This window comes from Amycolatopsis sp. NPDC114503, assembly GCF_055633655.1.
In genome coordinates this window covers 785,477-811,836 of sequence record NZ_JBVKDT010000003.1, presented here as the reverse complement: position 1 = coordinate 811,836, position 26,360 = coordinate 785,477, and the positions used below count along the sequence as shown (strand labels likewise).

Genomic DNA, 26,360 nt, shown 5'->3' with positions numbered 1-26,360 from the left:
AGCGGTCGCCGTGTCCCGCAATCCGCGCGCGTCGCCGCAGCCCCAGCGAACCCAGTGCAGACCAAAGACTTTCACCGGGAGTACGTCGATGACCTCGCACACCAGAACGGAAACGGTCACACCGGAGAACTACGGCATCCACGTTGCCTGTTCCACAGGGCGTCTGAGGAGCGTGAACGGCCAGCCCGCGGCGATCGCCTACTGGAACGGGAACTCGTGGACCGCGCGGCCGATGAGCGACTTCCGGCCCGAACAATCCGGCCCGCATGGGCGCTGGACCGTCCCCTGCCGTGAGGCCCGCGCCGACACCTACGAGGATGCCTTCACCAAGCTCGGTTTTCCCTGCGACTCCGACACGTCGCCTGACCCGCAGCGCGGACCGCAGCCGTAGGGGAGCACGCCGTTGCGCTCGGCCCCGAGTCCCGGGCCTACACCGGCGAGACACAAGCTGGCTGGCTGCGCCGTGCGCGTGTACTGCAACGCAGTTGCCCCGCAGGTGCGCAAAGACCGTGATCAGCGGAGCTGACACGGGATTCGGGGCAGAGGAACACGCGATCAGCAGAGCTGATTCGGGGCTCGACACAGAAGAACGCCGTCCGGCCAGCGAGGTCCGACTCAGGCCGGGCCTGGCGCATACCACCGCCTGCGCCACCCAACCCGCACGCGCAGAAACCCACCCTGTCGCGTGCCTTGCACACGAGGAGACTTCATCATGACGAACCCCCGCAACAACGGAACTCTCGTCGGCCGCCTGGCCGGAGACCCCATGGTCTTCAACAACTCCGACGGCTCCAGGAAAGTCCTGTTCAGCGTTTACGCGGACCGCGACTACAAAGACAGCCAGAACAACCGCCCGTCCGATTCCATCCCGGTCGAAGCCTTCGTCCGTGCGAAGACCGAGGGCCTGGGCCCCTTCGGACACATCCACAGTGGCGACCTGGTCGCCCTGAGCTTCCGCCTGCGCCTCGACCATTACAGGAAGGACGCCAAAGAGCACTACGCCCTCAAGGTCGAGGTCGAGGACCTCACCTTCCTCGAGTCCCGCGCGGTGACGCAGGCGCGGCTGGCGGGCCGAGTGAAGGCCGCCGAGACTGCGAATCAGGAGGCGCAGGCGCGGGTTCCCGCTCCCCGCGAGCCGGTCTCCGCCGTCGCCGCCGAGGCGCAGCCGTTCGGCTGACGGCCGCATCCCCGAACGAACCCGCACCATCGATCGGGGCTGTGCCGGGTACGCCCTCCGTTCCGATCCCCTGAAGCGCACGAGATCCCCGCCGGAAAGCCTTGCCAGACAGGGCCGTCCTCCGGCGGGGATCTCCTTTTCCCGGCCGTCGCGCGTGCCGACACGCGAATGACCCGGTCGCCGAACGGCATGCGAACCGCACCATCTCGACAGACACACAAGGCCGCCGACGGTCCTTGCACTCCGGAAGGGAGACACGCAGTGCTTGATCCCAACGCGATTCTCGACGAGATGCGCACCCTGCGAGCGCAAAGCACGGCGGTCGCAGCGAAGGCGGCGGAACTGGACACCGGTGAACGCGCGTCCGACCTTCGCGAAGAGGCCGAGAATCTTCTCGTCACAGTGGCGGGGAAATTCGCCGAGCTGGACAGCTGGCTCTCCCACGGCGGCTGCCTGCCCGACGAGTGGTCGGCCCCGAAGGATGCAGCATGACGGACCCCGCGGCCGCTGCACGACGCACGGGCAGCAAGCCGCGCTCCGTGCTGTCGTGGACGCCGCTGCGACACCGTCTGCTCTCCGAGATCGCAGACTCCGCGGTGCGGTACCAGGCCTTCCTCGACAAGCCGGACGGCAACCCCGTCGGGTGGCGGATCGACGACGCGAAGGTGCACGGCTCGGTCACCCAGGCGCTGAACCACCTGCGGAGGACCGGGCTGATCGTCGAATCCGCACCGAAACCGTTTCGGTACCTCCAACCTCGCGACGTGTCGCTCACCGACCAGGGACGCGCCGTCCTCGACCAGTGGGCGCGCGAGGGCCGGCGACCCGCCCGCGCAGTGCGGCCGCAGTGACGCGACTGCTCGTCGTGCCGTGCGGCCGGACTAAGCTCGACCGCCCGGCGACAGCACGGTTGCTCTACACCGGCGGGCATTTCCGGTTCGTCCTGGCCGCTGTCGAAAGAGCCGCCGCCGGCGCTCCGGTGCGGGTCTTGTCGGCGTTGCACGGCCTCGTCCGCCCGGACACGGTGTTGACGCCCTACGACGTCACCATGGACAGCCCGGCCAGCGTGGACGCCGAGCGGCTCGCAGGACAGTTGGCCGCCGAGCGCGCGAGCGACGTGGTGGCCTACCTGCCGCGTGCCTACTTCGCACGCCTGGCCGCGGCCGCCGCGCTGACCGCCGGGTGCGTAGTGCGCAATGCGTACGCCGGATGCCGCGGCATCGGCGACCAGCGTGCTGTGATCGCCCGCCTCGACTCGCCGGAAAAGCCGTGACGGCACAAGCAAAGCGCGTGCCGCCGAATCGTGTTCGCGCCGCACCTCGCACAGGCGCAGGTACCGAGTGCGTCGCCGCACGGACCCGCGCCTGCGCGCGCGTGGAGCCCGGAGCCTCCGCCGGCCTGCGCGCCGTTGAACGGGAAGAGGAGCCGGGCCCCGATCCCCGTGGAAAGGAGTTTTCTGTGCCCGGAGCAGATCAGCACAGCTGATCCGAGTCGTGAGCGGACAGAACATCCGCACGGCAGGGAAAGCAGGTCGGTCATGCACAGCCGAGAAAGCTGGGACGAACTGGACAAGGATCCCGTTCAGGCATTCGTCGTCCAGAACAACGCTGACTGCGTCGGGAAGCCCATGCACCACGTCTGGCACCGGCGGGACATCGACGCCGCGCACTGGGAGCGACTGCTCGAGATCGCCGAGAAGGACGGACCTTTGGGATCCAGCACCGTGCTCGCCTGGCAAGACGAGCACGACACCTGGCATCCGCTGACCGACATCGAACCCTGCGCGCTCGCCAGGTTCGTTCGGGCGAGCTGATCGCATTCACTGCCGTGAGGAGGCCCGTGCTGTGACGAACAGTCCGAAATTGCAAACCCCTGCCGGCGTCGGCCGCGGCGGCACAATGTCCAGTGCGGACGACGCAGGTCGGGTGGCCGCGGCGTACCGGCTCGCCTGCGCCGCTCAGACACATCCGCGGCTTCGCCGCGCCGAGGCGGCCGCGCGCGTCGAGCTGGCCGCCGCGATCGTCGCGATGGACGCCGCCGAAGACCGGATCGACGCCGGAGAACACATCCACAGCGCAAACGAGCAGGCCTCGGTCGTGCAGGCGGGCGAGTACTACGTGCGCCGGCTGGCCGATCTCCTCCGCGGGACGGCCGGAAGCTGCGTCGGAGACGAAAGACGTCCGTCCGGCCATCCGGACAGCCCGCCGAGGCGGCCTGCGGAGGACGCGCCCGCGCATCGCGACACGAAAGGCACAGCGCCATGACCGACATCGACCGCAGCGTGCCCGCGGACATGGCGGAACTCGCACGACTCGCCCTGGTCACTGGCCTCGACGAGGTTTACCTGGGGCACGAAGGGCTCGGCTTCGAGTTCCCGGCGCCGATCGGGTGGTACCTGGGCATGACCCGTGTCGAGCCTTTCCACTTGTTTTGGCTGGAGAAGCACGGTCGCGGCACGGAAACCGACGCTCTGCGCCCGGAGCCCGAGCATCTGCGCGTGACCGCTCACATCGGAAGCCGGGCGAGTGCGTACCGCGGCAAGACAGCGAGTGCGCTCTACTGGCATTTGGACGAAATCGCAGCCTGGATCCAGGCGCCACGCCCCGGCCTTTCCCCGTTGACCGACCCGGAACTGGCCGCGCTCGGACAGGACGCCGACCACATGATCGCGGCGTGGTCAGCCGGATGGTCTGCCCAACGCAGTCTCGGCCGCAGCAACAAAGCCGTGGCCGACCGTCTCCGGCCGGACGAGACCGGCCCGCTCGGGGCCAGCTTCCAGTACTCGGCGCTGAACAACTTCTACAATGTCGACGGGCATCCGGCCCACCGGAGCACCGGCACCGACCTCTCGGTCGATATCTTTCTGAGCCGCCATGACCTGAGCGGAGACGACTGGATCTATTCAGCCGTCGGCCGTGAACGTGTACCTGTCCAGGACGCGCTTGCTCGCGTGGCACGGCGGGCGCCGTGGCACGCGGACGTCGCCTATTTCGACGACGACACCGAGGAATGGGTGCGGTGAGCCTACGGCGGCGACCACGTGCCCACCGAGCCGGTGCGGAACGAAAGCACCCCGGTTTCGCGCCGGTTCCGTCGCGTCGCTGAGCCGAAGGTGCGGACACAACCAGGCACATGCCGCCGGGACAGCCGGCAGCCGCGGGAGTCGGCGATGGTGCGGCAGGACATTGACCACGCAAGGACGAAATACATGCAGAAAATCGATCCGGCGCCGAATCCGACGTACCCATTCCGCGGCCAGTGCCGGTACTGCCGGGAGGTTCTCCGGCAGGACGACGGAAACGCCGCGTGGGCTGACCCGCACGGAGAGGCCGAATGCGCTTCCGCACCTGCGATCCCCGCGCTCCGAGAACGCGACGAGCCTGACCCCGGGCACCACGAACCGTTGCACGTCCTGAGCGCGGAATACCCCGTTCCTCCCGGTGTGCCCGACAGGTTTCTTCCCGATGACGCGCGAGTCCGGACGCGCAACACCGGCCGCGCGTGAACCTTTGGTCTCGAACCCCGGCACCAGAATTAGCACGCGGCCGGCTTTCTCAGCACCGGCCGCGCTCCCGCTGGCCCGGCCCGGCGCCGCATCGACAGCTGAGCCCCTGTCCCGTTCGCATGCAACCACCCAGCGGAGAGCACTGATGAACAGCAACGACACCCAGACCATCGCAGTTCGGGATCCCGGAACCCCGATCTACGACCAGCTCGTTGACGGCACGCCGGACGAACCCGAACCGCACGCCGCCGCGCGCGCCGCAGTCCTGCAGCTGTTCGTGCGGATCAAGCGCATCGACGGTGGCTCCGACCGGCCGGGCGGCGACACCGGCGAGGTCCTCGACGAATGGTTCCTCGAGTACGGCATCGACCCGACCGACGGGGTCGCCGCCGCTGCGAGTGCGCTGCGCTTGCCTGTGCCGCCGGACACGACCGCCCTGACGGCCGCAGAGACCGAGAGTGGCTCCCAGCAGCAGGCGCACGTCGGTTGAGCGGAAAAGCCGCGTGCTGATCGGCCGCGTCCACCGTCCGGACGCCGCTCTGCAGCAAGAACCATCACCGTCGGATCGAGGGGCCGGCTGGCCCGGCGACGTTCCTCCGACCCGGCACGAGCCGCACGAAGCACAGCGGGCGAGAAACGGCAGCGGCGACTCCGCCGCGCCGTGAGCGCCGCCCGCGGCTGGTGACAGAGCTGCCGCCACTGGGCCTGCCCCCGCGCCATCCGGTCGGGCGCCACCGCGTTCGCGAATCGCGTTGTCCGTCAAGCGGTCCCGGATGAAACGGCGGCAGGCTTTCGGACCTCCGGCGGAGACACGGTTGCTCCGGCTGCTCGACAGTGCACCACCCGAGTTGGAGAGGTCGTGCACAGGAGCTTTCATCGCCTGGCCTGACGGAGAAGTCGTCGCCCGCCCCGCAGCACTGTCACCTCGCAGGCAAGGGCCGGCATCGACACGGCCGACATCGCCCGCGTGCGCCGCCGCGGTCCGCGAGCTCCCGCCGCCATCGCCGGAAAGCACCAGGAAAAGGCGGGCAGCCACCGGCAGAGTGATCCTCCGCCGCACCCCGCCCGCATGGCCGCGCATCCTTCACCTGCCACGCCGGACAGGCCTGCACCGTTCCCTCGCGCGAGGCATGCGGGCGTGCCCGGCGTGCACTGCCGAGACGGGGAAGACGTTGTCGCGCAATGCAGAACCCGCAACTGCCGTGCACTCGTCGCACGTCCTTCGCACGGACTACACCAACAAATCCGCTCAGGTCCTCGATCCTGCGGGGAACTGCGTCGCGATCTACAGCGGTATAGGCGGTCGCGCCGACGCCGTGCGGCGCGTTGCCGCGGACGGCTGGTTCTTGTCGCCTGGTTGCGAGTGGACCTACACCAGTCCGCCCGACGGGCGCCAGCACCCCGTTGAGCCCGCAGCAACGCGGTGCCCAGCCGCGTCGACCAGGACCGCTACTGAGGCCCGATCACCTGGTGTGAGCGCAAAAAGCGAACCTGACCCGCCGCCCTGAGCCGCAGGCTGAGGGGACGACATGCCGATCGCGCGGGAGATCAGCACAGCTGATCCGGATCGGCTGCGAAAGAACATCCGCAACGACCTGTCGGCGTCTTTCTCGACGCCGTCGCGAAGGAGCGCCGACGGACATGTCGTTTCTCGAAGACATCGGGTTCATCGAAACCGAACAGCAGGAACGGGCGCGGCTGGCGCAAGCCCCCGAGGGATCGCTCCTTCATTACCTGTCGACGCTGCCGATCACGATGCAGGGGTGGCCGAAGGACCGGCTCGTGCGGCTCCCTCGGAACAGCGGGAACGCGGCGTCGTCCCGCACCGTCGTGGTGGTGCCCATCGACTACAGCCCGGCCAGGAGCCCCGAGGAGGAGGAGCCCCTGCCGCGCGAGCGCAACTCCGGATGGTGGGGCTGTGCGGTGGTCCACTCCGACGACCCGCACTATCCCGCAGCCACCTGCCGTCTCAGCATCCACGCCGCCGAGATCGCCCGGGGCACCGAGGTATGCCTGGCGGATGTTCTGGGACAGGACCGGTGACGCCTGTGCTCTGCCGAGCACGACCGCAGCGAACTCGTTTCCGGTTGGCGGCCACGCCCTGGGCTCGTGGCCGACGACCCGGACCGCGCCGCCGGCGCCCGTCGCACGGTCGTCGCGACGGCTGACGCCGCGACTGGACAGCTGTTTCGATCACGACTGTGCGCACCGCCGGAAGCCGACTGCCTGTTTCGGGCCGAACGGAGACGCCGCTGTCGCACCTGATGCGTCCGGCCACGGCCCTGCGGGAACGGACCGGAATCACTTACCAGGCACTAAAACAGGAGATCCGCCAGCAGATCCCGGAGGCTCGCCATGACTGTCGTCGTTCAGCTTTGCCTCAACGATCGCATCGACCAGACGGTGGGATCGGACCACCGCATCCCGATGGCGGCGTCCGCGGCCACCCCTGACACCGACCTCGCGCGCTATCGCCCTTACGGCCGGCCGGACACCACGCTGTCGGGCGTGGTCTGCGGCCACTGCACGGACGCCGGAGCCGTCGTGCGTCACGCCAGCGCGGGCCATGTCCGCGCCTGCTTCGAGGCCGAGCAAGCCGAACTCGATGCGGCGGAGAGCGAGCTGGCTGCCGAACGAGCCGCCGAACGTGCGCTCGAGGACGCTGGCTATCGGGAAGCGCGTGCTCAGGAGGACTACGAACTGTCCCATGGCATCCCGCCTTGCTGACTGGCCCGAGCGAGGGCAGGTCCGGACAACCAGGGCAGCGGCCTTGACCGTCCCGGGAAAGCCAATGGGTCCGTCGACGCACGCGCCGCGATCCCGGCACCGCGCAGCCGGACGACCACCCCGGTCACGTCTCGGGCGAGATCGCGCGCCGACGACCGCTCTCGACAGGCATCGCCGTATCCGCATCTGCCTCAGACGCACCTTTTCGAGCCACCACAGGGATCCGGACAGGAGAATTCATGAACTATCAGGCCGAGGTCGAAGCCGACGGCGCAGAGATCGACCGGCTCATCCGCCTGCACAACGGATGCGGCGCCAACGTCGCATTGCCGCCAGACGAGCGTGGTGTCCGCGACGTACTCAGCGGGCGCATCGCCGCGCTGATCGCCCGCCGGGATGCCATGCTTGCCAGCATTCCCGCGCTGGAGGAACTGGACAGCAGCATCGCGGCGGCGGCCGAACGCCGCACAGCGACGGCGAAATCCCTGCGCGGCTGTGCGGCGGAGGTTGCGCGGGACGAATGGCCTGCGGTCGTGCTCACCGGCGCGGCGGTCACAGGCCTCGTGTGCGACATGCCGATATTCCCCGAGTCCGCATGGGGATTCGCAGCGCTGCTCGGCACTGAGTGGGTCGTCATCGGCTTCGCGATTCGGGTCGGGGAGATCTTCGGGTTCGTTCGCGCGGCGCTGCGCGCACGCCGCGAACACACTGCGCTGCGCGCCCGGCGCCGTCGCACGATGGACGGCATCGAGGCCGGACACGCCGCGGACGCAGAAGGCCGGTGACCATCGCGGCACGACGACGGCAACGCGGACCACGAAGAACGCTGCGTGCGCGGCTGTCGTGCGACAGCACCGAACTCCTTACCTGGGACGACAACTACGCACGGTGCCGCGGTAAAAGCACTGATCCGTGTCCGGCAGTTCACCTCGGCCGACGAGGCTATCGCCGACCGGGTCCCCGGTGAGATCGGCAGTGCCGCCGGATCCGACGACGAGCAGGCGGCGGTCACCGGGTCGCGGCAGCCAACACCCCGCGCAGCGTGCCCAACACGGCCGCGTAGAAGGGCATTCCGCCGAGAGCCGCCCTGCGGCAAGCACTTCCGCCGATAGCGATGAAGATCGGCCTCGAACCAGGAGGGGAACCCGTTGTGGAAAGCGAAACCGGAGCCGACAGAAAGCTCACTCGAACCGAAACGACCCTGATCAAGGCCGCCCTGGTGACGGTGATCGTTATCGACGTGGTCGTCTTGCTGCCCGGCGCGATCTTCGCCATTCTCGTCGGCAGTTATACCGGCATGATCATCGCAATCCTGGGCAGCTTCGGCGTCTGGGCGGCAGGCGAGATGGTCGTCAAGGGACGCTGTGCACACCTCGAGGCGGCGTTCGCCGAGAAAGACGAACGTGACGGCGACTGACGAGTTCCGGCCGCGGGAAGGCAGCTCGACGTAGTGCCAGCAGCAGATCAGCATCGCTGATCCGGGAGAGCCTCTGACCCGACCGGGACCGCAGCGCCTGTCGAACGGCGGTGACAAAGGCCGTCGACAGATGCGGAGCTGAACGCAATCAACGGCCGTGGGCGATCTGCTGTCGCCCGGGGATCGCCGCCACCGGAGTTTCTCCGTGCCAGCGGCTCGGGCCCCTGGCACAACAACGGAAACGTGACGAGTGGAGTCCATTGTGGAAGAAACGACGGGAGCAGGCGCGCGGCGTACGCGTCGGGGAGACCGCAAACTCAGTTTCACCCTGCAACCGTGCGGACGAGACGGGCAGCCGATCAACGGCGGCCGGCATTACGCAGACGCGGACACGATAGAAGACGCGCGCACGTGGGCCCGCCAGGTGCTGGCGCAGCCCGGCGGCCGACACCTGGGCCGCGCGGTGCGGTCGGTGGTCATCTCCGGATGCGTTCACGAGTTCCGGGGACACGGATGGATTCCGCTCGCCGGCCCGGAAACGCACCACCACCACGAGGTGGTCGAATCCGGGCAGCCTGACCCCGATGACCGCAACTGACCGCGGCTGTCCTGACGCATACGCGGGAGAGACCTTGTCCGAGCCGCGAGCACACGGAGCGAGGGCAGCGGCGGAGCCCGGGCACGAACCCGGGGACACGAGCGCCCCGCACTTTCGCGCGGCACCATGCAGCCTCCTCGGTCGTCGAATCCGGTGCCGGCGGACTGCGTGGGCCCGGCCACGCAGCGGCAGGACGGCCCGGAATCCGCGCCCCATCGTGGCGCTGGGACCCGTGACAGCCGAGACGTCCACTGCGAGAGCTTCCCTGATGCCGGATCGGTCTGGGGTCCGCCCCGAGGTCGATCGGCACAGCCGAACCTGCGGCTTCTTCCCAACTGTCCGTTCCGCGTGCAGAAAGAAGGAAACTCCATGCCTGTCGTCACCGCGTGGTCCGAACTGGACGTCAGCCAGCTGCGGGCATTCGTTCTCAAGTTGCGCCCGGCGTTCGCCGACGTACCCGGGTACATACTCTGGCGACGCGAGTTCGTGAGCGAAGCAAGTTGGCTGTGGCTGGTGTCCGTCGCCGAGCACGACAGTGCGGCGGGCACCAGCACGGTGCTGGCCTGGCAGGACGTTGAGGGACGATGGCGCGCGTTGACCGACATCGAGCCGCACGCGCTGTCCGAGATGCTGGCTGCCGTGCACCGGTCGTGCGTCGCTGTGACCGCGCACCACGGCGCCGGCGCGCCTGCGCAGCCATGACCCGGACGACAGCGATGCCCACCGTCACCAGGCAGCCGAAACGTCACCCGAATCCCTTCACCTGAGACGATGCGCGCACGGGTGTTGTCCCGTGCGTTCTTCGGAATGTGCAGCGAGAGCCCGGAAAAGTCCGTCAGCCAGCGGGGTCGATGGCTTGTTCTCATCGTGCGCCCTGCCGCCGACATGCCAGAAAGGACATCGATCAGAGATGACCGACCGTGCCCCTCGCACCGCATATGCGATCCGCGGTTTCCTGATGCTCGAGCCCGGCGACGTGTCCGAGGACGAAGCGGCGGTTTCCGGAACCGTCCCGATCGACGCGGTCGCCGAACGGGTCTACGGCAGGCCCTATGACGCGAGGCGCGGCTGCCGACGCGACTATCCGCAACTGACGATCGCCGACGAACACGCGGTGCTGTATACGTTCGCCGACGACCGCGACTACCGGTTGGCGCTCGAGCACTGGGACAGAACGCCGTTCTCCCTCGGCTACGACGCCGTGCACGAGGTCATGGTGGTCAAGGACGGCATCAGCAAACTGGACTACTGGAAGAGCCTGCGCGTGGCGGAGAGTCCAGAAGAGATCACCGCGCCCGCAGGCGAGATCCCTGTCGGCACCGACCTGGAAGGCATGGTCTTCGACACCTGGGTCGACCTGGAGGTCGCCTACACTCCGTCGCTGGACGGGATCCTGGCCGATCTGATTCGTCTCGGCGAACTGCCCCGGGGCGATTACCTGTTCCCGCTGTGACCCTGGCCCGAACCGGGCGCCGCACACACCGGAGACGACACGTGTTCGACGGCATTCCTCGGTGTCGTGCGACGCCGGTGCCGCCATGCGCAGGCTCGCCGGTCTCCCGGTCGGCGTCACGGTCGCGGAAACTGCTCCCGTGTCCGGAAGCAATGCGTGCTACCTGCGCCACGTTGCTCGGCGGCCTGCCCTCGGACGACACGACGGTCGCATTCGGTCGAGCTCGGAGATCGCCCGCCGCGGCGGCACGCAGTCGTACAACCGGGGCGTCGAACTGACGGGAGTCCAGGTCGCGTCATCCCCGACGACGGGCTGCGCGACGACGAGCCGATCGAATGCTTCGCACGCCGCAGCGGCTGCGGCTACCGGGGCTGGCACAGGAATTCCGTTCCGTCGGCGGGTTCGTCGACGGCGTGCGTGGGCACCGGTTCGGCATCCCGAAGGCCGACGGCTGCCCCATTCGCGCAGGGCGACCGCGCATTTCGGGATCGGCTCGGCGGAGTGGCGGAGAGTCCGCCGCGCATTGCGCGAGCTGGGCTGGCTGCGCACAGGCCCTGACGTCCTGCTCACCAGTCGACCGCGGCCTGCGGCCGGGAACGGGCGGGCGAACACCCCCGCCGCCCTACGCCATGCAGGACGGTGACCCGACCCCAGCGTGCGGACGGCGGCCGAAGCCGGCGGGGCACGGCCGCGGCGAAGGCCGCATACCGCATTCGACAGCGGGCCGGATCGGCCCGCAGGACGGGGTTCGGCATCCGTTGCAGCCGCGCTCGCCTGGCTTCCCGTCGCTGCCACAACAACATGTCCGACACCATCGAACGAAGGGCTCTTCCGTGCTGACCCCGATTGCGACCCGTTGCCGGGATCGCCGCACGCACGCCTTTGTCACCCCGGACACCGTCGACCGTCTCGGCGCGAAGATGGTCGGGATCATCGGCACCCGGCGGATGACGAAGATGCGCCGGATTCTCGGCGACCGAGACGACGCACCGCGGCTCTACGCAGGGTTGTGGGCACCAGGCGGTGCCGATGCAGCGAAGACGGTCCGGTCCCGGTGCTCCGCGTCCGTTGCTCTCGTCAGCAGATCGCACACATACGAGGGCATCGGATTCGGCATCTCCCGTGACGAGCACACCGAGAACGAGGTCTCGGCGCGCTACCACCATCCGGAGCGGGAGTGGTTCGGCAAGCGCCGCGACATCACACTGGTCGAACTGACCGGGCGCCCGGGGTCGGCGGGGTCAGACGACCGCATCCGCGTCGAACACTGGAACAGCAACGGTGTCGGACGCGAGACGATCATCGTCTTCGACGACGTGGATCCGGTCCAGGAGATCGCGTGGATCGCCAAGGGCGACAACACACGCGTCGTCGAGTTCGACGACGGGTTCTGCACCCTGCACGGGCGTCACGTCGAACATCCCGAGCACAACGAGCGCGGCGTCAACTGCGTCCGACGCCCGGCGACGCTCGCCGAAAACCTCGCAGTACTGGCACACCTCGCCGGCGACCGGGCAGCGACGAGGTCGGCGCCGCGCCAACGGCCCGCGTACTGAGCCCAACGCAGCCGCCCCGTCGCCACCGGTCAGCGCACGACCGGATGGGGCGGTCGTGCGCGCTTCGCGAGGGCCGCGCGACCGCGTCGACTGAGCCGCGTCAGCGGTGCGCCGGTGATCAGCGAAGCTGATCCGGGACCGGCACTGGACACATCGCGTGCTCCGCGGTCGTCGCGGCAACCGCCACGGCCGGGGAAGCAATCAGCCAGGAAGGCCACTCCCCATGAACTTCAGCGTGCGCAGCAGCGACCTCGCCGCGCTCAACTCGATGACCAAGTACCCCTCGATCCCGACCTACCACGCGCTCAATCCGGAGAACGGGTGCCTCACCGAGGACGCCCTCGCGTTCGAGGGACCGGTGATCGGCACCGAGAAGATCGACGGCGCGAACGCCCGGATTATCCGGCTGCCCGACGGCAACTACCTGCTCGGCAGCCGCGAGAACCTGCTCTACGGCAAGGGCGATCTGATCGGCGACCCGATCGAGGGGATCGTGACCGCGCTCAAGCCGATCGCGGAGCGCGTGGAACCGGCCCGGCCCGGCGCGATCGAAACGCTCTATCTGGAAGTGTACGGCGGCAAAACGGGCGGCAAGGTCGCACGCAACTACAGCGGGCACCAGGCCGTCGGCGTGAAACTGTTCGACTGCACGGTCATCGAGGACTACGACGACGTGCTGGGCTGGGAACGAGCGCGGATCGCCAGTTGGCGGGAGTCGGGCGGGCAGCCGTTCGTCGACGAGGACCGTCTCCGCGCGATCGCCGCGGCATACGGCCTGGGGCTGGTGCCGCGCCTGTTCACCGTCGACGCGGCGGACCTGCCCACCGGAATCGACACGATGCACGAGTTTATCCTCGACCGGCTGCCGCGCACTCTGGTCGGACTCGACGACGACGCCGTCGGCGCGCCGGAAGGCATCGTCCTGCGTTCTCCGGACCGGGCCACGATCGCCAAGGCTCGGTTCTACAGCTACGAGCGGACCATCCGGCGGCGCGCGGCCGGTTCCCGGCCGCGGTGACCCTGCGCTCTGCCGGAGCGTTCCGCCTACCGCTTCCGATCGCGCCGGCGGCAACCGGCCGGACCTCCCTGCTGCGCAGGCTCTCATCGGCCTGACCGGTGCGCACCCCGGACGGGGACGACACGGCAGACAGGCACGCGCGCCCCACCGTCGCAGGGAACCGTGCCGCGGGGACAGCCGCGCAACGACAACCGCATCCGAGCCCCGAAGGAGCCAGAGCTGTGACGAGGAACTACAAGGTCCTGCCCTTGGTCGAACGCGAGCAGGACGACATCGTCCGAGACCTGCGGCTGCACCTGGCAGGCAACGTCAACGTCGGCATCATCGACAACGACCTGGAGAGGGCCGCGGTGTTTCAGGAGTACCTGGACGTCCTCGATCGCCTTGTCGAACAGTCCCGTTCCGGCGCTGACGGGCAAGGCAGGTCCTGACCGGACGCTGGGGAAGCCCATCAGCCCGAAGGCCCTGTCGCGCGGGAGCCGACCCAGGCGTGCGGGCGGCGGACGCGAATCCAGCCGCGTCGCCTTTCACCGAACGTTCGTGTCCAGCAGGCTCGCGCCGCGTTCGCTGCCGCCGTTCCATTCCCGCGTCAGCCGAGCTGACGTCACGATGCCGGTCGGCGGACCGGCCGATCCCCGGCAGGGATCCGTCCCTGCCGGGGTTTTCCTTTCGCTGCACCTGCCTCTCGGCACAGTCGAGATCAGCACAGCTGATCCGGCGTCAACACGGAAGAACAGCCCAAACCAGCCGGGCCGCACGCCTGGCCGGTTGCCCTCGCGAAGGAGCACCGGACGTCATGACGTTCCGCACCCGCATGGAGACCGAAGAGCAAGAGCGCGCCCGCCTGGCCGCAGCCCCCGAAGGCTCGGCCAGGAATTACCTGTCGACCCTGCCGGTCAGGATCGCGGCACGGCCCCAGGACATGCTGGTGCGGCTGCCCTGGGATCCGCCGTACACCGAGCACGCGTACACCGTCGTCGTGGTGCCGTTGACGCACTACCCGGACTCGCACCCGCAGGGCGCCGAGGCAGAACCGTTGCCGCACAAGCGCAACTCCGGGACGTGGGATTGTGTCGTCGTCGCGTCGGACCACCCGAGCTACCCGGTCGGCGGCTACCACCTCAGCATCAGCGGTGCCGAACTCGCTCGCGGCACCGTGATGGGAATCGAGGGGACCTCGTGCGCCTGAACCGACCTGATCCCTACCAATCTACAGGGAGCGCGCGATGGCCAACACCCATTTCCTGGAGGGCATCCGCTGCCCGGAATGCTTCAGCGAGACCGCCTTCGTGATCCAGATGAGCATGAACGTCGTCATGCAGGACGACGGGATCGATTTCATGGGCTGTTCGCAGCCCCGGAACGACCATTTCCCCGGCCGAGTCATTCCCGACGACGACGGATTCCGCGACGACGATCCGATCCAGTGCTTCGAACGCCGTGACGGCTGCGGCTATCGCGCGACGGTGCGGGAATTCCGTTCCGGCTGACGACCGATCGCCGTGCCAGGGCGAAGGCCGCGCATCGAAAGGCAACGCGAGCCTCGCCCTGGCACCGGGCCGGGTCGCCCTATCACGCTTCTCGGCGATCACCTGACCGGAACTGTCCGTGTCGCACGACAAGCCCGAATCCGCCGACCCGACGGGGATCCAGCGGGGCATGCCGCACCAGCAGATCCGTCGGCAACCCCGGCGGCACACCTGTGCAGGCGCGACGGCTGACGAGTGCGCATCGGCTGATACCGCAGCACGAGAAAGGGACACCGAGATGGCCACCCGCACCGACTTCTACCTCGGCACCGGAACCACTGCGGAGTGGGCCGGGTCGCTGCAGTTCGCCTGCCACCCCGACAACTTGCTGAAACACTCCCGCGGCCGCGCCGCGCTGACCGCGCGGGCCGTGCTCGACTACAGGACAGCAATGCGGGACCTGCTGCTGATGTGGGCCGTCGACGGGCTCGGCGCCGCGCACGAGCCGCGCAACGGGTGGCCGTGGGACGGGGAGACCAGCCACGGCAACGACTGGATCATCACCTGGTCCGACGGCGCGGCGCACATGACGGCGGGCGGCGGCGACCGCTGGCATCGCCTCGACCCCGACGACCCGCGCCCGCCGTTGCGCTGCGGGCCGCCGAATTTCGCGCGGTGGCTCCGCGATCCCGGCGCGGCACCAGCGGTCCCGCTGCCCGTGTTCCCCTGGCCCGACACGCCGCCCGGCGACGTGCTCCTGCGCCAACCGTGACCGACCACGAACAATGCCGACAGGAGACTGCGACGATGCCCGAGTACACGCCCGTTCCCCGCGAGCTCTACCGCCAGGCAGAACCCGAGGCAGGCGAGATCCTTCCCGCCCTGACCGGACGTCTGAAGTCCCGCCGCCCGGTCGAGGTGTTCGACCCCGACTGGGACTACGTTCTCGCCGGTCGCGCGTCGACCGTCGCCGTGGTGTCCGCCCTGTGCTGCGGAGAGCTCGAGGTGCCCGAGCACGCGTGGCCCGCTGTGATGCGGTTGTACTGCCCGCGCGCCTGGCGGATGCTCACCGGGGCAGGGATCTCGTTCGAGCAATGGAACACCGGCCGCTGCGAGGCTGTGCTGTCCAGCCGGATCGGGACGACCGCCAATACCGAACTCGGCGGCTACAACGTGTTCGCGGTCATGGACGTGCCTGCCGCCACGGCCGCCGTCGTCGGCACTCTCGGCGACGTTCCCGCCTTCGGCGACCAGTCGTCGCCGCACCGCGCCGAGAACGCCAAACCGTCCACATGAGCGACCGTCGATCTCTGCAGAACCATTCCTCGCGCGCGTCGGCTGCGCTCCGGACGGAACGATCAGCACAGCTGATCCGGGCCAGCCGCGACAACAACTTGCTGCAGTACCTCGGCCCAACGCCGGGCGACGCCGTCTTTCCCGGCACCACCAGCATCGACAGCACACAGAAAGACGACAAACGCCATGCATGGCGACGACGAGACAACGTCCACAGCGGCACCTCGGCATTCGGGTGTTCTGCGGTCCGCGGCCGTGCGACTCGAAGGAAGCCGCGTCCTGCTCGCCGACGGAACCGACGTGAGCGCCGGCGCACTGCGCGGCTGGCTGGCAGTCAATGCGGCACGCGCCGACATCGACGAGTCCCGACAGACCCGAGAACACGAGCACGACTCGAGCCCAGCCGGTCATGACAGCGGGCATCGACCGGCGCTCGCATGCGACCCTCAGGCCGTGGATTTCGCCCGTGCCGTAGCCGCGAGCGTCGCCCGGCCTGCCGATGCCGCATGAGAGCCCCACCGGCGCAACCCGGTCGGCCCTCGCCGCCAGGCACGCGTCGCAGACATCGCCCGGACCGCAAGGCCGGCGGAGGAATCATGAACGACAACGAGATCAACCTGGCCCGCTACACCGAAGCACAAGACCGGCGAAGTGTGCAGTACCGCTATCCGATCATCAGGACCATGTATCCACGGTGGCCTTTCGTGACGGCCGTCGTGATCGGGAAGCTGTGGAGCTCCGCCACGCCGACCGACGACGAACTGCGGACCGTCGCGAGCTTTCACGACGAGTACATCCACCGCACCTACGGCGACCCGACGCAGGGGCGGATCGCGCAACAACGGCAGAAGCATCCGTTCGACATCGACGACGGGGCGAACGGCCGCTACCTGATCAAGTACGACCACGGCGGGTGGGGCGTGAAGTACCGGACGCAGTGGGACGGCGCCCACCCCTCGTATGGGGACGCGCCGATGGACCTGGTCGCCGTGCTCGACGCGCATCACAGCCTCGGCACAACGACACCGTGCGAACAGTGGGTCCGGTGGAAGGCCGGTCACCCCGAGATATTTGCCCCGCAATCGGCATACTGAACGAGCCGCGATCGGTCGAAGCAGGGCAAACAGTATCTGGCTCGGTCTTCGCCCGGGGGTACGTATGTTCACGAGCGTTGCCGCGGTTCGCAGTCGCCACGGCTCGGTCGGTCGTACCCGCGGTCCAGGTTCGACGCGTGTAGTCCGGCACAATCCGGAAGCCGCCCTCGCCGAGAGCCCTCCGTGAGCGGAGGGAAGACTCGGACCCGCCCTGACGATGTCGCCGACCCAGAGAGCCGAGCATGAGCGACAGCACGATTCCTGTCGATATACAAGACCTTCACAAAGCCAGGAGCAGCCGTGGTCCACGCTATTTCGTGTCGTACCGCGTAGGTCACGGCCGATACTGCTACGCCTACTGCGACACGGCCGAACAGGCCGACGAGACAGCTGAACGACGCCGTGAGGACCACGGCCAGATCATGATCACACTGCCCGTCGACCTCATGCCGCTGGCCGAGCAGACGCGGACGCTCGGGAACTATCGCCGCGCGAGAATCGCGGCGGAGCGCGAAACCACTGACAAACTGAAAGCAGCGGTCCTACGGCTGCTCGCCCTGAAGGTGAGCGAAGAGCAAGCGGCTGACCTCGCGGGCGTGGACCCCGCGACTGTCCACAGTTGGAGCAGCGCCCGACCCTCCACAGCCTGAGCAGCGGGCCCGGGCCCAGTCCGGCGCAGCATGGATCCCCGAGAACAGCATACGGCGAGTTCTCCGACGCGTTGCCTATTGCGCGCACGGAAGGATCAGCAGCGCTGATCCGGAGGAGGCCCTGTACCGGATTTCAGGTTTCACGACCGCCGAGGTGATCACTGTGTTGCACCAGGAGCCGATGTTCCGCGGACAGCTGGCCTTTCTGTCCAATTACGACAGGACGCCGTTCTTCATGCCGTTGTTCGGCAAAGAGGTCGCGAGCGGCGAACATGGATTCAACGCCCTGAAAACACTCGACCCAGACGAGCAGCGAGCCGTACTCGACGCCGCGACACCTGGGCAGAGCAAGAGCATCGGCCGACGGGTCACGCTGCGTCCAGACTGGGACACCGGTGCCCGGGTCTGGGCGATGCGGCACGTGCTGGCAGCGAAATTCGCCCTTTACGACCTGGCCGCAAGGCTGAACGACACCGGGCACGTCACGCTCGTCGAGACCAACCACTGGCACGACCAGTTTTGTGCACGTTCGGTCAGTGACCACGTAGGTACAGGAGGGCACCTGTGAAGTTCGAATTGGACGAGCCGCGGGTATTGGTCTGTGGAAGTCGCCGGTGGCCGTGGCCGAGAACGGTGGAGACTGTCTTGGATCGGCTTGCGACCCGCCACGGTGACCGTCTGGTGGTGACCGAGGGCGCCGCGACGGGCGCGGATGAGGCAGCTCACCAGTGGTGCGAGCGGCACGACCTGCCAGACGCCCGGCACAGGTGCCATCCGGTCGACTGGCGTGCCGAACGCCGAGCCCGACCGAAGGACTGGCGGATGGCCGGACCAGAACGCAACACGCGAATGCTGTTGCAGGAGCGGCCACGACTCATCGTCGCCTTCCACGATCACTTCGACCCAGCCTCGGGCGGCACCTCGGACATGGCGCTGCGCGGTTTGCTGCGCGATGTTCCGGTCTGGCTGGTGCCGGGCGACGACCCGCTCTTGGGGCGGTGGCTCACACTCGATCTCTTTCCACAGCAGCGAAGTAGCCGGGTCCGTCGGGAACTCGACGCCATCGGCGACGCCTGAGTTGTACTCACCTGGTCACTGACCGTTAGAGCCCGTGTAACGTGCCCGAGTGCGTTGTGGATCAAGGTGGCAGGTGTTCTACACGGCTCGGGATCTCCCGTCCGTCGACGAGCCGATGCCGTTTCTGGCCAGCAGGTCTAGCGACTCGGCCGCTACCTCCAGGGCCGCACGAAACTGACGGTCGAATCCGGCCCGCTCTTCCTCCAGCACAGCATCCCGAATTGCCCGCAGCAGCAGGCCCGACAACGCGAAAGGCGGCTCGACCGCATCTTCGGTCACGGCCAAGCAGCTTAGCTGAGTCCACCGACACCCAGCCCAGACATCAACTTGGCTGAGTGGACACCTGCTGGGCCGAAAGATGCGGGCTCACAAGTGGTCAATGGTCACGCTGAAACCCTATCTACAACCAGTTCTGGGGCTCGTGCTATTGCCCTCGTCACGACCAGACCCCCGGCCTGAACATGCTGGGTGAACTGCTCATGGAGCGGCGAACCGTGCTGCGCCAGAATGGCATCGCCAGGAAACCATGAGCACACGCCGTGTTCTGGAGGGCCGGAGCCGTCAGCAGAAGAGACCTCCCCGGCGCGCTGCTGCGCCGGGGAGGTCTCTTCTGCCTAGGCCGCGCGTGTCTGCGGCGTCTCCGGCGGTGTCGCCGCCCGACTGGCGGTGTCCGCACGATGTGCCTGCCGCATCCGCTCGACCGTCCGCACGGTGACCCCGGCGCGCCGGGCCAGTTCCGGTCCCGCCACCCGGTATCCGGTCTCCTCGAACACGGCGAACCACTCGGCCCGCGTCGGCTTCGAGTCAGGCGGTGCGTATCCGCCCCGCACAATGTTCTCGACCACGGACTTGTCCACTTCGCTGCGTCGCTCGCGCAGCGTCTTGCCAGCGGATCGTGCTGTCATCTCCTACCGTTCCTCGTCTGTGGTACGGGAATTCCGGGAACGTCCGCAGGGACTGAGCGGCGCTCCAACCGCAGCCGGCGGCAGGGGAGCTGTGGCCGGAGGCGGTCCGGAGCGCCGCGATCACACTGCGACCGGCCGTTTCCCGGCTTTCTCCGACTCGCCCTGTACCTCTTCCGTGTACCGCGCTGCCAGGTACAGCCCTTCGCGATTCAGGTGCCGCGAGTAGCTCGCGTCGAGGTACAGCACCGGGATGTCCCCGGCGGCCTTGAGCAACGCGGGATGCAGGATCTCCTTGATCGGGCCCGAGCCGCCGCCGTAGACGTACACCGCCTCCGTCGTCGCCCCGGCCTGGGCGAGAACGTCGCCGAACGCGGAGACGATCGCGTCCACGAGATAGCCGGCTTCGTCGTCGACGTAGCCCCGGGCCTTGCCGTGCCTGCCCCGCAGCATCGGAGAGGGAGCGCTCAGCAGGAAGTCGGCCAGTTGCTTGCGGCTGGAAAACTGCAGATTCCGGTCCGATTCGGCCATCCGTTCCATCGCGTTCATCAGAGCCGTGCCGTAGCCCTCGTCGAGCGTCGCCGCGGCTTCCGCATTGAATCGTCCGTCGGTGAACACCGGGAAGTTCACGGTGCCCTCGCCGACGTCGACGCCGACGGTGTTCCGCGCGGCAACCAGGTCGGATGCGGTGACGTTCGCGAGAGCTCCCGGTTCGCGCCCGCGCAGATCGGCGAGCAGGAGCTCCGCCAGCCGCTCTCCCTTGTCCGCGATGGCGAATTGCGCGGACGCGCCTTCGGCGATGACCTGGACGTCGGTGAACGTGAGGCGCACCGACACCGGGGTCGAAAAATTCTTGATCGTCACCAAGTGCACCTCTGTTGCACCGGAAGAACCGGTGAACTCCGCGGCGTACGCGTGCCGTCGCGCGACGAACTCGCGGATCGGGAGGGCCAGACCCGCGCGGATCGTCACGCTCAGCTCCTCGGTCGGCAGCGCGCCGTGCGCGGCGACATGGTCGCGCAGGGCCTTCGCGGCGAAGACGCCCAGAACGAGCACTTTGGCCAGTTCCTGATCGACTTTGGAGTGCTGGCCCAGCACTTCGAACTCGGTGAACCTCGAGCCGCGCACCGACAGGGCCGCGCGGCCGAAGATCCGGCGATCGCTGACGGCGACCAACGGGCTGGTCAGCGAGCAGTCGAGTTGGTTGTAGAAATCGTCCGTCCCGCCGGCTTTGCCGACGACCGCGGCCGCCTCGCTGTCCGGGACTGGGACCTTCGGGCTGCTGCGCGAGATCGACACCACCGCGCTGGGCAGGTCGATCTCGTCGAACACGTCAGTGTCCGCGTTGCGGACGACGCCCTTGACATAGCCGTTGCCGACGTCGATGCCGCCGACGAGGCGAATGGTCTGGGTGCTCATCGTTGTGAATGACCCCTTGGTCTCGTAAGCATGTGCGTTGTCGTTCTCGTCGTGCTGTGCGTCCGGGTCAGCGCTGGTTCAGCATCGCTTGGATACCGGCCCTGACAGCCGGATTCCCCGCGGGCGGCGCGGTCTTTCGGTCTGTCACCGTCCCGGACACAGGCTCAGCAGTGGTGTCCGGTGCGGCGTCGGCGGGGAGCTCCGGCATCGGATCGCCCTGTCGGCGCGTCGTGGCATGGACAGCCTTCCGGCCGGTGCCCGGCGCATGGACGCCGGCGTCCGGCGGACGCACGTCACGGGAATCGCCGGTCCGGGCTGCCGTGTCCTCCCCGGACGCCGCCTGCGTCGCGCGGGCGCAGGTCCGGGGGAGCGGTTCGACAGGCCGGTTGACGACGTCGATGTATCCGTCCTGCCGGATGGAGTCGCGAATGAGCATTTGCAGCGAGCGCGAGATGTTCTCTTGTAGGTTAAGCCATTCGTTCGTCGAGACGTCTGCTCTCGGGACGCTCCAGCGCAGCCGGCGCGGCTCATCGGATCCCGTTGTCGGGCTCTCGTCCCCGGACGGCTGTGCGGATGATCGTTTCCCGGCCATGGCGACCGACCCCTCTCCCCGTCCGCTCTTGTCCTTTATGCTCGACGGGCTTGTTCCGGTCTTCTCGTGGTCTTGTCGTGTCTTTATCGTATTGCTTATCAATGGTGCATTCAAGGTGATTGCATGGTTCGTCGGCGGGCATGCGAAAGCCTTGGATGGACCCGAACCCGAGGTGCGCGGTCTGCGACCGTTCGCCGCCGGGGGAGCTCGGGCGGCAGCGGGCGCTCGCACCTCCGGCGCAGATGGCAGCACCGGGCTCACACGGGGCTGTCGGGGGTCTCGCCATCGGCCAGCCGGAGACCGCGCTGCGTCCCGGAGCTCCCCTCGGACCGTCAGTCGCTGACAAGGACACCCGGACACGACACGGAGGAGACCTCAACCGGGCCACTGGCAACGCCGGTCTTGTCTCGGACGCGCCAAAGGAGCGAAAGATCACCTGGCAGAACGACGCCTGGCCCGCGGCCGTACCGCCGAGAACCGGCCCGGACTCGCGCGGGTTCTGCCGCTTCCGCAGAAACGGAACCCGGCGCGACCGGCAGGCGGCGCTGTCTGCGCGTGCGGGCGAAACGAGCCGATTGTGTCCTGCGGACGGAAGCGAAGCCCCGTACCCCTCCGCCTTCGTCGTGCCGTCGCCCCGGAAAGGGCCGGACGTACGGCGTTGCCGCGAAGGCCGCGAGAACCCGACCCGCGACAGACCCGCCGACCAGGGGGAACAACCCGGCCCGTACACCCCATCCGCACGAGCTCAGAGGGGTACGGGCGGGGGTGGTACACCCGATTTCGGCTGGTATCCGGGCCTTTCGCCGACCTTCCGGCCCTAGAAGGAAGCAATCGCGACACGAGGCCGACAAGGGCATAAGGAAACCTGGCAACAACGGTCACACGGGTGATCGTTCGCCTGCAAGACAAGGGGATCGAGGCACGGGTCGACAGGCATCCGACGTCGCCTCCCGGAGAACGCGCAGCGACGACGCGCGTCCCGCCATCTGCCGGCCGGCCAGGCGTCCCGGAGCCAGCGGAGCTGGCACGGGAGCGTCTGAAGCGATCGCATGACCGCGAGGTTCCCGCCAGCTTCTCGACGATTCCATTTCCGGGAAGCCGTCGATCGTCGTCGAGCCGATCCCGAAAGGCGTGCGCATGAACGAATCCGCCGGTGCACCTGACCGGCTGGCCGCGGCGATCGCGGAGCTGTGCACACAATTCGCCAGAACCGACCGCGACGCCTGGGGCTTGGGCATTCCAGTTCCCCGACGAATCCGACGGGGACTCTCCCGACTGCGACGTCATGAGCCGGCGCTTCCTCCGCCTCGCCCAAGCGGCTGGCTGGGCCGGCTTCCTCGTCCGGGCCGAGTACGACGACGGGCACTGGTTCGCTGTCGTGACGGAGTCGGGGGGACGCAGCTTCCGGTCTCGCGGTCGACTGGACCGCGCCGCAGTTCTACAACGCTGGCCGAGCTGCCGTATCCGCGGACGCCGGGCTCATCGCATGCCCGCTGCTGTTCGAATGGCCCGGGCAATATCCGCTCGGCAACGTCTCGTTCGAGTCCATCACCCCAGTCGCGTAGTCGTTCGCTGCCGCGAGGCCGCGGATTGATCGGGGAATCTGCCCGTTGTTCAGAAAGGACGAGCTCTCATGCACGTGTATCCGGCTCCGCTGCCAGTGCCCGACGATGCGGGCGATGTCGAGATCCGCCGGATGATCGACGAACATTTCGGATCGGGCGAGGCGATCCTTGGCGTGAGTGCAGCAGGCGCACACTCGGCGATCCATCTGGCAGGCGCAACACTCTCTTCCCCCAGATGTCGGCAGAAGCGCCGCCGCGGTAGGCGGTACATCCATGAAAGCGCCCGTATCGACAAGGTCGTCGCGGTGGCGCCCCGGCTTGTCGACGCATTGGACGGGGCCGCGATGGTCGCACTGTTGACGCAGGCAGGATTCGCGCCGTGCCGGATGTGCCGCAAATGCTGGCACGGCTCGACCGTGATTCCTGCTCACTGCAGGGACTGCTGCCGAGGGCCGGACCAACGGACATGGCCAGGGGACGCAGTGACAGCGCATCCGAGCGTGGTGTCGGTGTCGGCAGACGGCATGGTCACAGTACGGGTCAACGCACAGCATCGGGCAGAGCTCGCGTGGGACGTCGTGACGAACGTGACCGTGCCGGCAGAGGACGCCTCCGGCATCTTGCGCGATCCGGACTCTCTGCTGAGCTGGATGAAGGAGAATCGTCCCACCTGGGACAAGGCCAGGTGGGAAGACTCGGTGGTGCTGAACCTGACGGTCGACGACGCGGTCCTGGTCTCCGCTGCCACTCCGGTGCACTCCTCGCATCCGGAAAGCCCGCTCAGCGCAGAAGCACCCGAGACGATGCCGGCAGATCCGACCGACGCCGAGGCAACGAGCCTGCGGGACACGGAATAGCAAGCACCCGAGCCCGAAATCGCCACATCCGCCAGAGTATTGAGATATTGGAGATCACGTCAGATGAACATCACGACTCAGTCCCGGGCCGAAGTGGCGCCGCTAGAGGAGATGCTGCGCGCCGAGGGCACCCGCTATCTCAAGATCGACCTCGACACCCCCGACGGATCCGTCGGTCGCATTGCCGCCGTCGACGAGTCATGGAACGAAACGGCCGCCTACGACGCCGCGGAACTGTCCGACGACGTGCTCCTGGAAGCTCAGAACATGTCAGGTGAAGGCGGTGTGTGCTTCTACACCCCGCCCGGGAAGGAGTTGACGCCGCTGGACACAATGCTGCATGCGGACGGTGCCCACCATCTCGAGATCAGCTACGACATCTTCGACGGATCTGTCAGTGGCATCGCGGCCGTAGACGGGGCGTGGGACGAAATGGCTGCATACGGCGCTGCGGAACTGTCCGACGACGTACTCCGGCAAGCTCAGAGCATCTCCAGGGAAGGCGGCGTGTGCTTCTACAGCACTCACGACTGAGCAATGTCGACGCTGCTCAGCTCCGTGTCACGTGGTTGCCGACCCGCAGCGGAAGAGACACCGTCCCGATCCTCGCCGCCAGGCGAACCCCTCGAATGAGGAGCCGCGGCGTTCGCATTCCTGCGGACCCGCCTGTAGCTGCGATCCTGACACTCGCGCGCAGACAAGTGCCGGTGCGCATCCTCGTCGCGCCATTGATGCACGGAATGCGCGCCAGCAGCCTTGTCGAGGCTTGCTCCGGTACCGGGCCCCGGATCCAGGTCTCGTCCAGGCGCGTGAAGGTTGCGTGGCGAGCAGTACGGGGCGCAGGCCATGTTGAACACGAGCCGGAGGCGGCGGCAGTCAGCGATGGGCCGGCCGGCCACCGCCGCCTCGGGACGCAGGCGCAGCACCGTTCGAAAAGATTCCGATGACGACTGCCATCCACATAGTGAACACGCGAAACTCGCCCTGCGACCTGTTCATTGGCAGGGGATCGATCTGGGGAAATCCGTTCCGGCTGACCCGCGATCACACCCCGCAGACCGGGCGCGGGTCATCGAACAGAGGAGTATTTGCTCGCCAGTCCCGAACTGATGGCCCGCCTGCCCGAGCTGCGTGGGAAACGTCTTGGCTGCTTCAGTGCTCCCAAGCCGTGCCACGGCGATCTCCTCAAACGATACGCAGAGATGCCGGAGCCGGTCCCGACCGCGTATTCCCATGCGGTCCTGGTCACCGGATCGCGGACCTGGGACGACGAAACGGCCATGCGTCGAGCGTTCAATCACCTGTGGCGGATGTGGAGGCCTGGCCGCGTTAGCCGTCCGGTGCTGTTCCACGGGAAGCGCCGGCAGGGAGCGGATGCGATGACCGCCCGGATCTGGGACGCGGCCGGCTTCGGGTCGATCCCGTTCCCGGCCGGCTGGAAGACCTACGGCAACGCCGCCGTCACTCGCGCAATCAGACGATGGCCGCCGTCGCTGCCGGTCTCGGTGCTGCAGGCGCTTAGATGGTGTGCACGGGTTTGCTCGACCTGTGCCGACGGCCCGGTTGCCCATGGCGGCACCGCGAACAGTTGATGGCGCGTTTCCGGGGGCACTACTCGCACGGCACGGCCGACTGCCGGCGGCGCGCCGCAGAGGCCGGGCAAGATGCACGACGTTCTGCGCCCGTCGATGTCATCGCCGTACGGCGATGACGAGGCGTGCGGCCCGAACGCATCCCGCGCTCCCCGGAGAGCTGTCAAACGGCATGCGAACCCGTCCGGATCCGGGAGCCTACGTGTGCAGGTCAATACCGTGCGCTTCGTTGTAGGCGCGGACGATGTCCTTGCGGAGTTTCCCGGAAGCCGCGACCCGGAAGCCGTTCTCCTTCGCCCAGCGCCGGATTTCCTCGGCCCTTCGCTCGAGGTCGCGTGCTTCGTTGTAGGCTTCCGCGACGTGGTTCGGGATCTTGCCCTTGGGTGAGACGTCCGT

At 68.0% G+C, this 26,360-nt stretch carries 35 protein-coding genes and 1 pseudogene; 31 read left to right on the top strand and 5 right to left on the bottom strand.

What is annotated here, in order from left to right:
- The first annotated feature begins 88 nt into the window (after nucleotides 1–88).
- The 28 genes and pseudogenes from ACZ7OI_RS16345 (at nucleotide 89) to ACZ7OI_RS16210 (ending at nucleotide 19,037) form a co-directional block, all read left to right on the top strand.
- Nucleotides 89–391: a hypothetical protein gene (locus ACZ7OI_RS16345; protein WP_470265008.1), complete on the top strand. Its 303-nt coding sequence runs from the start codon at nucleotides 89–91 to the stop codon at nucleotides 389–391.
- Between the two features lie 321 nt (nucleotides 392–712).
- On the top strand, nucleotides 713–1,177 hold the full coding sequence (locus ACZ7OI_RS16340; RefSeq protein WP_470265007.1) for a single-stranded DNA-binding protein: 465 nt from the start codon (nucleotides 713–715) through the stop codon (nucleotides 1,175–1,177).
- Nucleotides 1,178–1,438: 261 nt separating this feature from the next.
- A complete protein-coding gene (locus ACZ7OI_RS16335; protein ID WP_470265006.1) occupies nucleotides 1,439–1,669 on the top strand; it encodes a hypothetical protein in 231 nt (76 codons plus the stop codon).
- Entirely contained in the window at nucleotides 1,666–2,028 is a 363-nt protein-coding gene (locus ACZ7OI_RS16330; protein WP_470265005.1) for a hypothetical protein, read from the top strand. The genes ACZ7OI_RS16335 and ACZ7OI_RS16330 overlap by 4 nt, the downstream gene beginning before the upstream one ends.
- Nucleotides 2,025–2,450, top strand: coding sequence for a DUF6884 domain-containing protein (locus ACZ7OI_RS16325; protein ID WP_470265004.1), 426 nt, complete (start codon nucleotides 2,025–2,027; stop codon nucleotides 2,448–2,450). Before ACZ7OI_RS16330 ends, ACZ7OI_RS16325 begins: the two co-directional genes overlap by 4 nt.
- A gap of 264 nt (nucleotides 2,451–2,714) precedes the next feature.
- Nucleotides 2,715–2,990, top strand: coding sequence for a hypothetical protein (locus ACZ7OI_RS16320; protein WP_470265003.1), 276 nt, complete (start codon nucleotides 2,715–2,717; stop codon nucleotides 2,988–2,990).
- A 31-nt stretch (nucleotides 2,991–3,021) separates the two neighbouring features.
- Nucleotides 3,022–3,441, top strand: a complete 420-nt coding sequence (locus ACZ7OI_RS16315; RefSeq protein ID WP_470265002.1) for a hypothetical protein — start codon at nucleotides 3,022–3,024, stop codon at nucleotides 3,439–3,441.
- Nucleotides 3,438–4,199 carry a hypothetical protein gene (locus tag ACZ7OI_RS16310; RefSeq protein ID WP_470265001.1) on the top strand — a complete coding sequence of 254 codons (762 nt, stop codon included), beginning with the start codon at nucleotides 3,438–3,440 and terminating at the stop codon, nucleotides 4,197–4,199. Before ACZ7OI_RS16315 ends, ACZ7OI_RS16310 begins: the two co-directional genes overlap by 4 nt.
- Nucleotides 4,200–4,827: 628 nt before the next feature.
- Nucleotides 4,828–5,172 carry a hypothetical protein gene (locus ACZ7OI_RS16305; RefSeq protein WP_470265000.1) on the top strand — a complete coding sequence of 115 codons (345 nt, stop codon included), beginning with the start codon at nucleotides 4,828–4,830 and terminating at the stop codon, nucleotides 5,170–5,172.
- Between the two features lie 1,151 nt (nucleotides 5,173–6,323).
- A complete protein-coding gene (locus ACZ7OI_RS16300; protein ID WP_470264999.1) occupies nucleotides 6,324–6,725 on the top strand; it encodes a hypothetical protein in 402 nt (133 codons plus the stop codon).
- 312 nt (nucleotides 6,726–7,037) lie between these two features.
- Nucleotides 7,038–7,409, top strand: a complete 372-nt coding sequence (locus ACZ7OI_RS16295; protein ID WP_470264998.1) for a hypothetical protein — start codon at nucleotides 7,038–7,040, stop codon at nucleotides 7,407–7,409.
- A 239-nt stretch (nucleotides 7,410–7,648) separates the two neighbouring features.
- Nucleotides 7,649–8,194 carry a hypothetical protein gene (locus tag ACZ7OI_RS16290; protein ID WP_470264997.1) on the top strand — a complete coding sequence of 182 codons (546 nt, stop codon included), beginning with the start codon at nucleotides 7,649–7,651 and terminating at the stop codon, nucleotides 8,192–8,194.
- 365 nt (nucleotides 8,195–8,559) lie between these two features.
- Nucleotides 8,560–8,826 carry a hypothetical protein gene (locus ACZ7OI_RS16285; protein WP_470264996.1) on the top strand — a complete coding sequence of 89 codons (267 nt, stop codon included), beginning with the start codon at nucleotides 8,560–8,562 and terminating at the stop codon, nucleotides 8,824–8,826.
- 262 nt (nucleotides 8,827–9,088) lie between these two features.
- A complete protein-coding gene (locus ACZ7OI_RS16280; protein ID WP_470264995.1) occupies nucleotides 9,089–9,424 on the top strand; it encodes a hypothetical protein in 336 nt (111 codons plus the stop codon).
- 369 nt (nucleotides 9,425–9,793) lie between these two features.
- Nucleotides 9,794–10,126: a hypothetical protein gene (locus ACZ7OI_RS16275; protein ID WP_470264994.1), complete on the top strand. Its 333-nt coding sequence runs from the start codon at nucleotides 9,794–9,796 to the stop codon at nucleotides 10,124–10,126.
- Between the two features lie 208 nt (nucleotides 10,127–10,334).
- Entirely contained in the window at nucleotides 10,335–10,877 is a 543-nt protein-coding gene (locus tag ACZ7OI_RS16270; RefSeq protein ID WP_470264993.1) for a hypothetical protein, read from the top strand.
- An 833-nt stretch (nucleotides 10,878–11,710) separates the two neighbouring features.
- Nucleotides 11,711–12,433, top strand: a complete 723-nt coding sequence (locus ACZ7OI_RS16265; protein WP_470264992.1) for a hypothetical protein — start codon at nucleotides 11,711–11,713, stop codon at nucleotides 12,431–12,433.
- Nucleotides 12,434–12,656: 223 nt separating this feature from the next.
- Nucleotides 12,657–13,451 (top strand): RNA ligase family protein, encoded by a 795-nt coding sequence (locus ACZ7OI_RS16260; RefSeq protein WP_470264991.1) that lies wholly within the window; start codon nucleotides 12,657–12,659, stop codon nucleotides 13,449–13,451.
- A 221-nt stretch (nucleotides 13,452–13,672) separates the two neighbouring features.
- Complete coding sequence (locus tag ACZ7OI_RS16255; RefSeq protein ID WP_470264990.1) at nucleotides 13,673–13,882, top strand: hypothetical protein; 210 nt, start codon at nucleotides 13,673–13,675, stop codon at nucleotides 13,880–13,882.
- Between the two features lie 365 nt (nucleotides 13,883–14,247).
- Nucleotides 14,248–14,640 (top strand): hypothetical protein, encoded by a 393-nt coding sequence (locus ACZ7OI_RS16250; RefSeq protein WP_470264989.1) that lies wholly within the window; start codon nucleotides 14,248–14,250, stop codon nucleotides 14,638–14,640.
- 37 nt (nucleotides 14,641–14,677) lie between these two features.
- Complete coding sequence (locus ACZ7OI_RS16245; protein ID WP_470264988.1) at nucleotides 14,678–14,941, top strand: hypothetical protein; 264 nt, start codon at nucleotides 14,678–14,680, stop codon at nucleotides 14,939–14,941.
- 277 nt (nucleotides 14,942–15,218) lie between these two features.
- Entirely contained in the window at nucleotides 15,219–15,692 is a 474-nt protein-coding gene (locus ACZ7OI_RS16240) for a hypothetical protein (protein WP_470264987.1), read from the top strand.
- 35 nt (nucleotides 15,693–15,727) lie between these two features.
- Nucleotides 15,728–16,216, top strand: coding sequence for a hypothetical protein (locus tag ACZ7OI_RS16235; RefSeq protein WP_470264986.1), 489 nt, complete (start codon nucleotides 15,728–15,730; stop codon nucleotides 16,214–16,216).
- Nucleotides 16,217–16,812: 596 nt separating this feature from the next.
- The gene (locus tag ACZ7OI_RS16230; RefSeq protein WP_470264985.1) at nucleotides 16,813–17,310 is read left to right on the top strand and encodes a hypothetical protein; all 498 of its coding nucleotides are present in this window, start codon (nucleotides 16,813–16,815) and stop codon (nucleotides 17,308–17,310) included.
- Nucleotides 17,311–17,552: 242 nt separating this feature from the next.
- A complete protein-coding gene (locus ACZ7OI_RS16225; RefSeq protein ID WP_470264984.1) occupies nucleotides 17,553–17,960 on the top strand; it encodes a hypothetical protein in 408 nt (135 codons plus the stop codon).
- A gap of 154 nt (nucleotides 17,961–18,114) precedes the next feature.
- Entirely contained in the window at nucleotides 18,115–18,528 is a 414-nt protein-coding gene (locus ACZ7OI_RS16220) for an NADAR family protein (protein WP_470264983.1), read from the top strand.
- A pseudogene (locus tag ACZ7OI_RS16215) lies at nucleotides 18,525–18,716 on the top strand (SLOG family protein); the annotation flags it as partial. The gene ACZ7OI_RS16220 and the pseudogene ACZ7OI_RS16215, both read left to right, overlap by 4 nt.
- Nucleotides 18,717–18,782: 66 nt before the next feature.
- Nucleotides 18,783–19,037, top strand: coding sequence for a hypothetical protein (locus ACZ7OI_RS16210; protein WP_470265182.1), 255 nt, complete (start codon nucleotides 18,783–18,785; stop codon nucleotides 19,035–19,037).
- Between the two features lie 78 nt (nucleotides 19,038–19,115).
- Here the strand turns inward: ACZ7OI_RS16210 and ACZ7OI_RS16205 are convergent, their stop codons facing one another.
- The 4 genes from ACZ7OI_RS16205 to ACZ7OI_RS16190 form a co-directional block, all read right to left on the bottom strand.
- Entirely contained in the window at nucleotides 19,116–19,316 is a 201-nt protein-coding gene (locus ACZ7OI_RS16205; RefSeq protein ID WP_470264982.1) for a DUF6247 family protein, read from the bottom strand.
- 335 nt (nucleotides 19,317–19,651) lie between these two features.
- A complete protein-coding gene (locus ACZ7OI_RS16200) occupies nucleotides 19,652–19,942 on the bottom strand; it encodes a hypothetical protein (protein WP_470264981.1) in 291 nt (96 codons plus the stop codon).
- 120 nt (nucleotides 19,943–20,062) lie between these two features.
- Complete coding sequence (locus ACZ7OI_RS16195; RefSeq protein ID WP_470264980.1) at nucleotides 20,063–21,358, bottom strand: hypothetical protein; 1,296 nt, start codon at nucleotides 21,356–21,358, stop codon at nucleotides 20,063–20,065.
- Nucleotides 21,359–21,425: 67 nt separating this feature from the next.
- Nucleotides 21,426–21,950 carry a hypothetical protein gene (locus tag ACZ7OI_RS16190; protein WP_470264979.1) on the bottom strand — a complete coding sequence of 175 codons (525 nt, stop codon included), beginning with the start codon at nucleotides 21,948–21,950 and terminating at the stop codon, nucleotides 21,426–21,428.
- A 1,633-nt stretch (nucleotides 21,951–23,583) separates the two neighbouring features.
- On the opposite strand from ACZ7OI_RS16190, the gene ACZ7OI_RS16185 reads away from it, so the two are divergent.
- From ACZ7OI_RS16185 to ACZ7OI_RS16175, 3 genes are all read left to right on the top strand, one after another.
- A complete protein-coding gene (locus ACZ7OI_RS16185) occupies nucleotides 23,584–24,372 on the top strand; it encodes a hypothetical protein (RefSeq protein WP_470264978.1) in 789 nt (262 codons plus the stop codon).
- Between the two features lie 63 nt (nucleotides 24,373–24,435).
- Nucleotides 24,436–24,906 (top strand): hypothetical protein, encoded by a 471-nt coding sequence (locus tag ACZ7OI_RS16180; RefSeq protein ID WP_470264977.1) that lies wholly within the window; start codon nucleotides 24,436–24,438, stop codon nucleotides 24,904–24,906.
- 554 nt (nucleotides 24,907–25,460) lie between these two features.
- Nucleotides 25,461–25,964 (top strand): DUF4326 domain-containing protein, encoded by a 504-nt coding sequence (locus ACZ7OI_RS16175; RefSeq protein WP_470264976.1) that lies wholly within the window; start codon nucleotides 25,461–25,463, stop codon nucleotides 25,962–25,964.
- A 198-nt stretch (nucleotides 25,965–26,162) separates the two neighbouring features.
- On the opposite strand, the gene ACZ7OI_RS16170 is transcribed toward ACZ7OI_RS16175, so the two are convergent.
- The coding region (locus ACZ7OI_RS16170) for an Lsr2 family DNA-binding protein (RefSeq protein ID WP_470264975.1) at nucleotides 26,163–26,360 on the bottom strand (198 nt) is incomplete at its 5' end.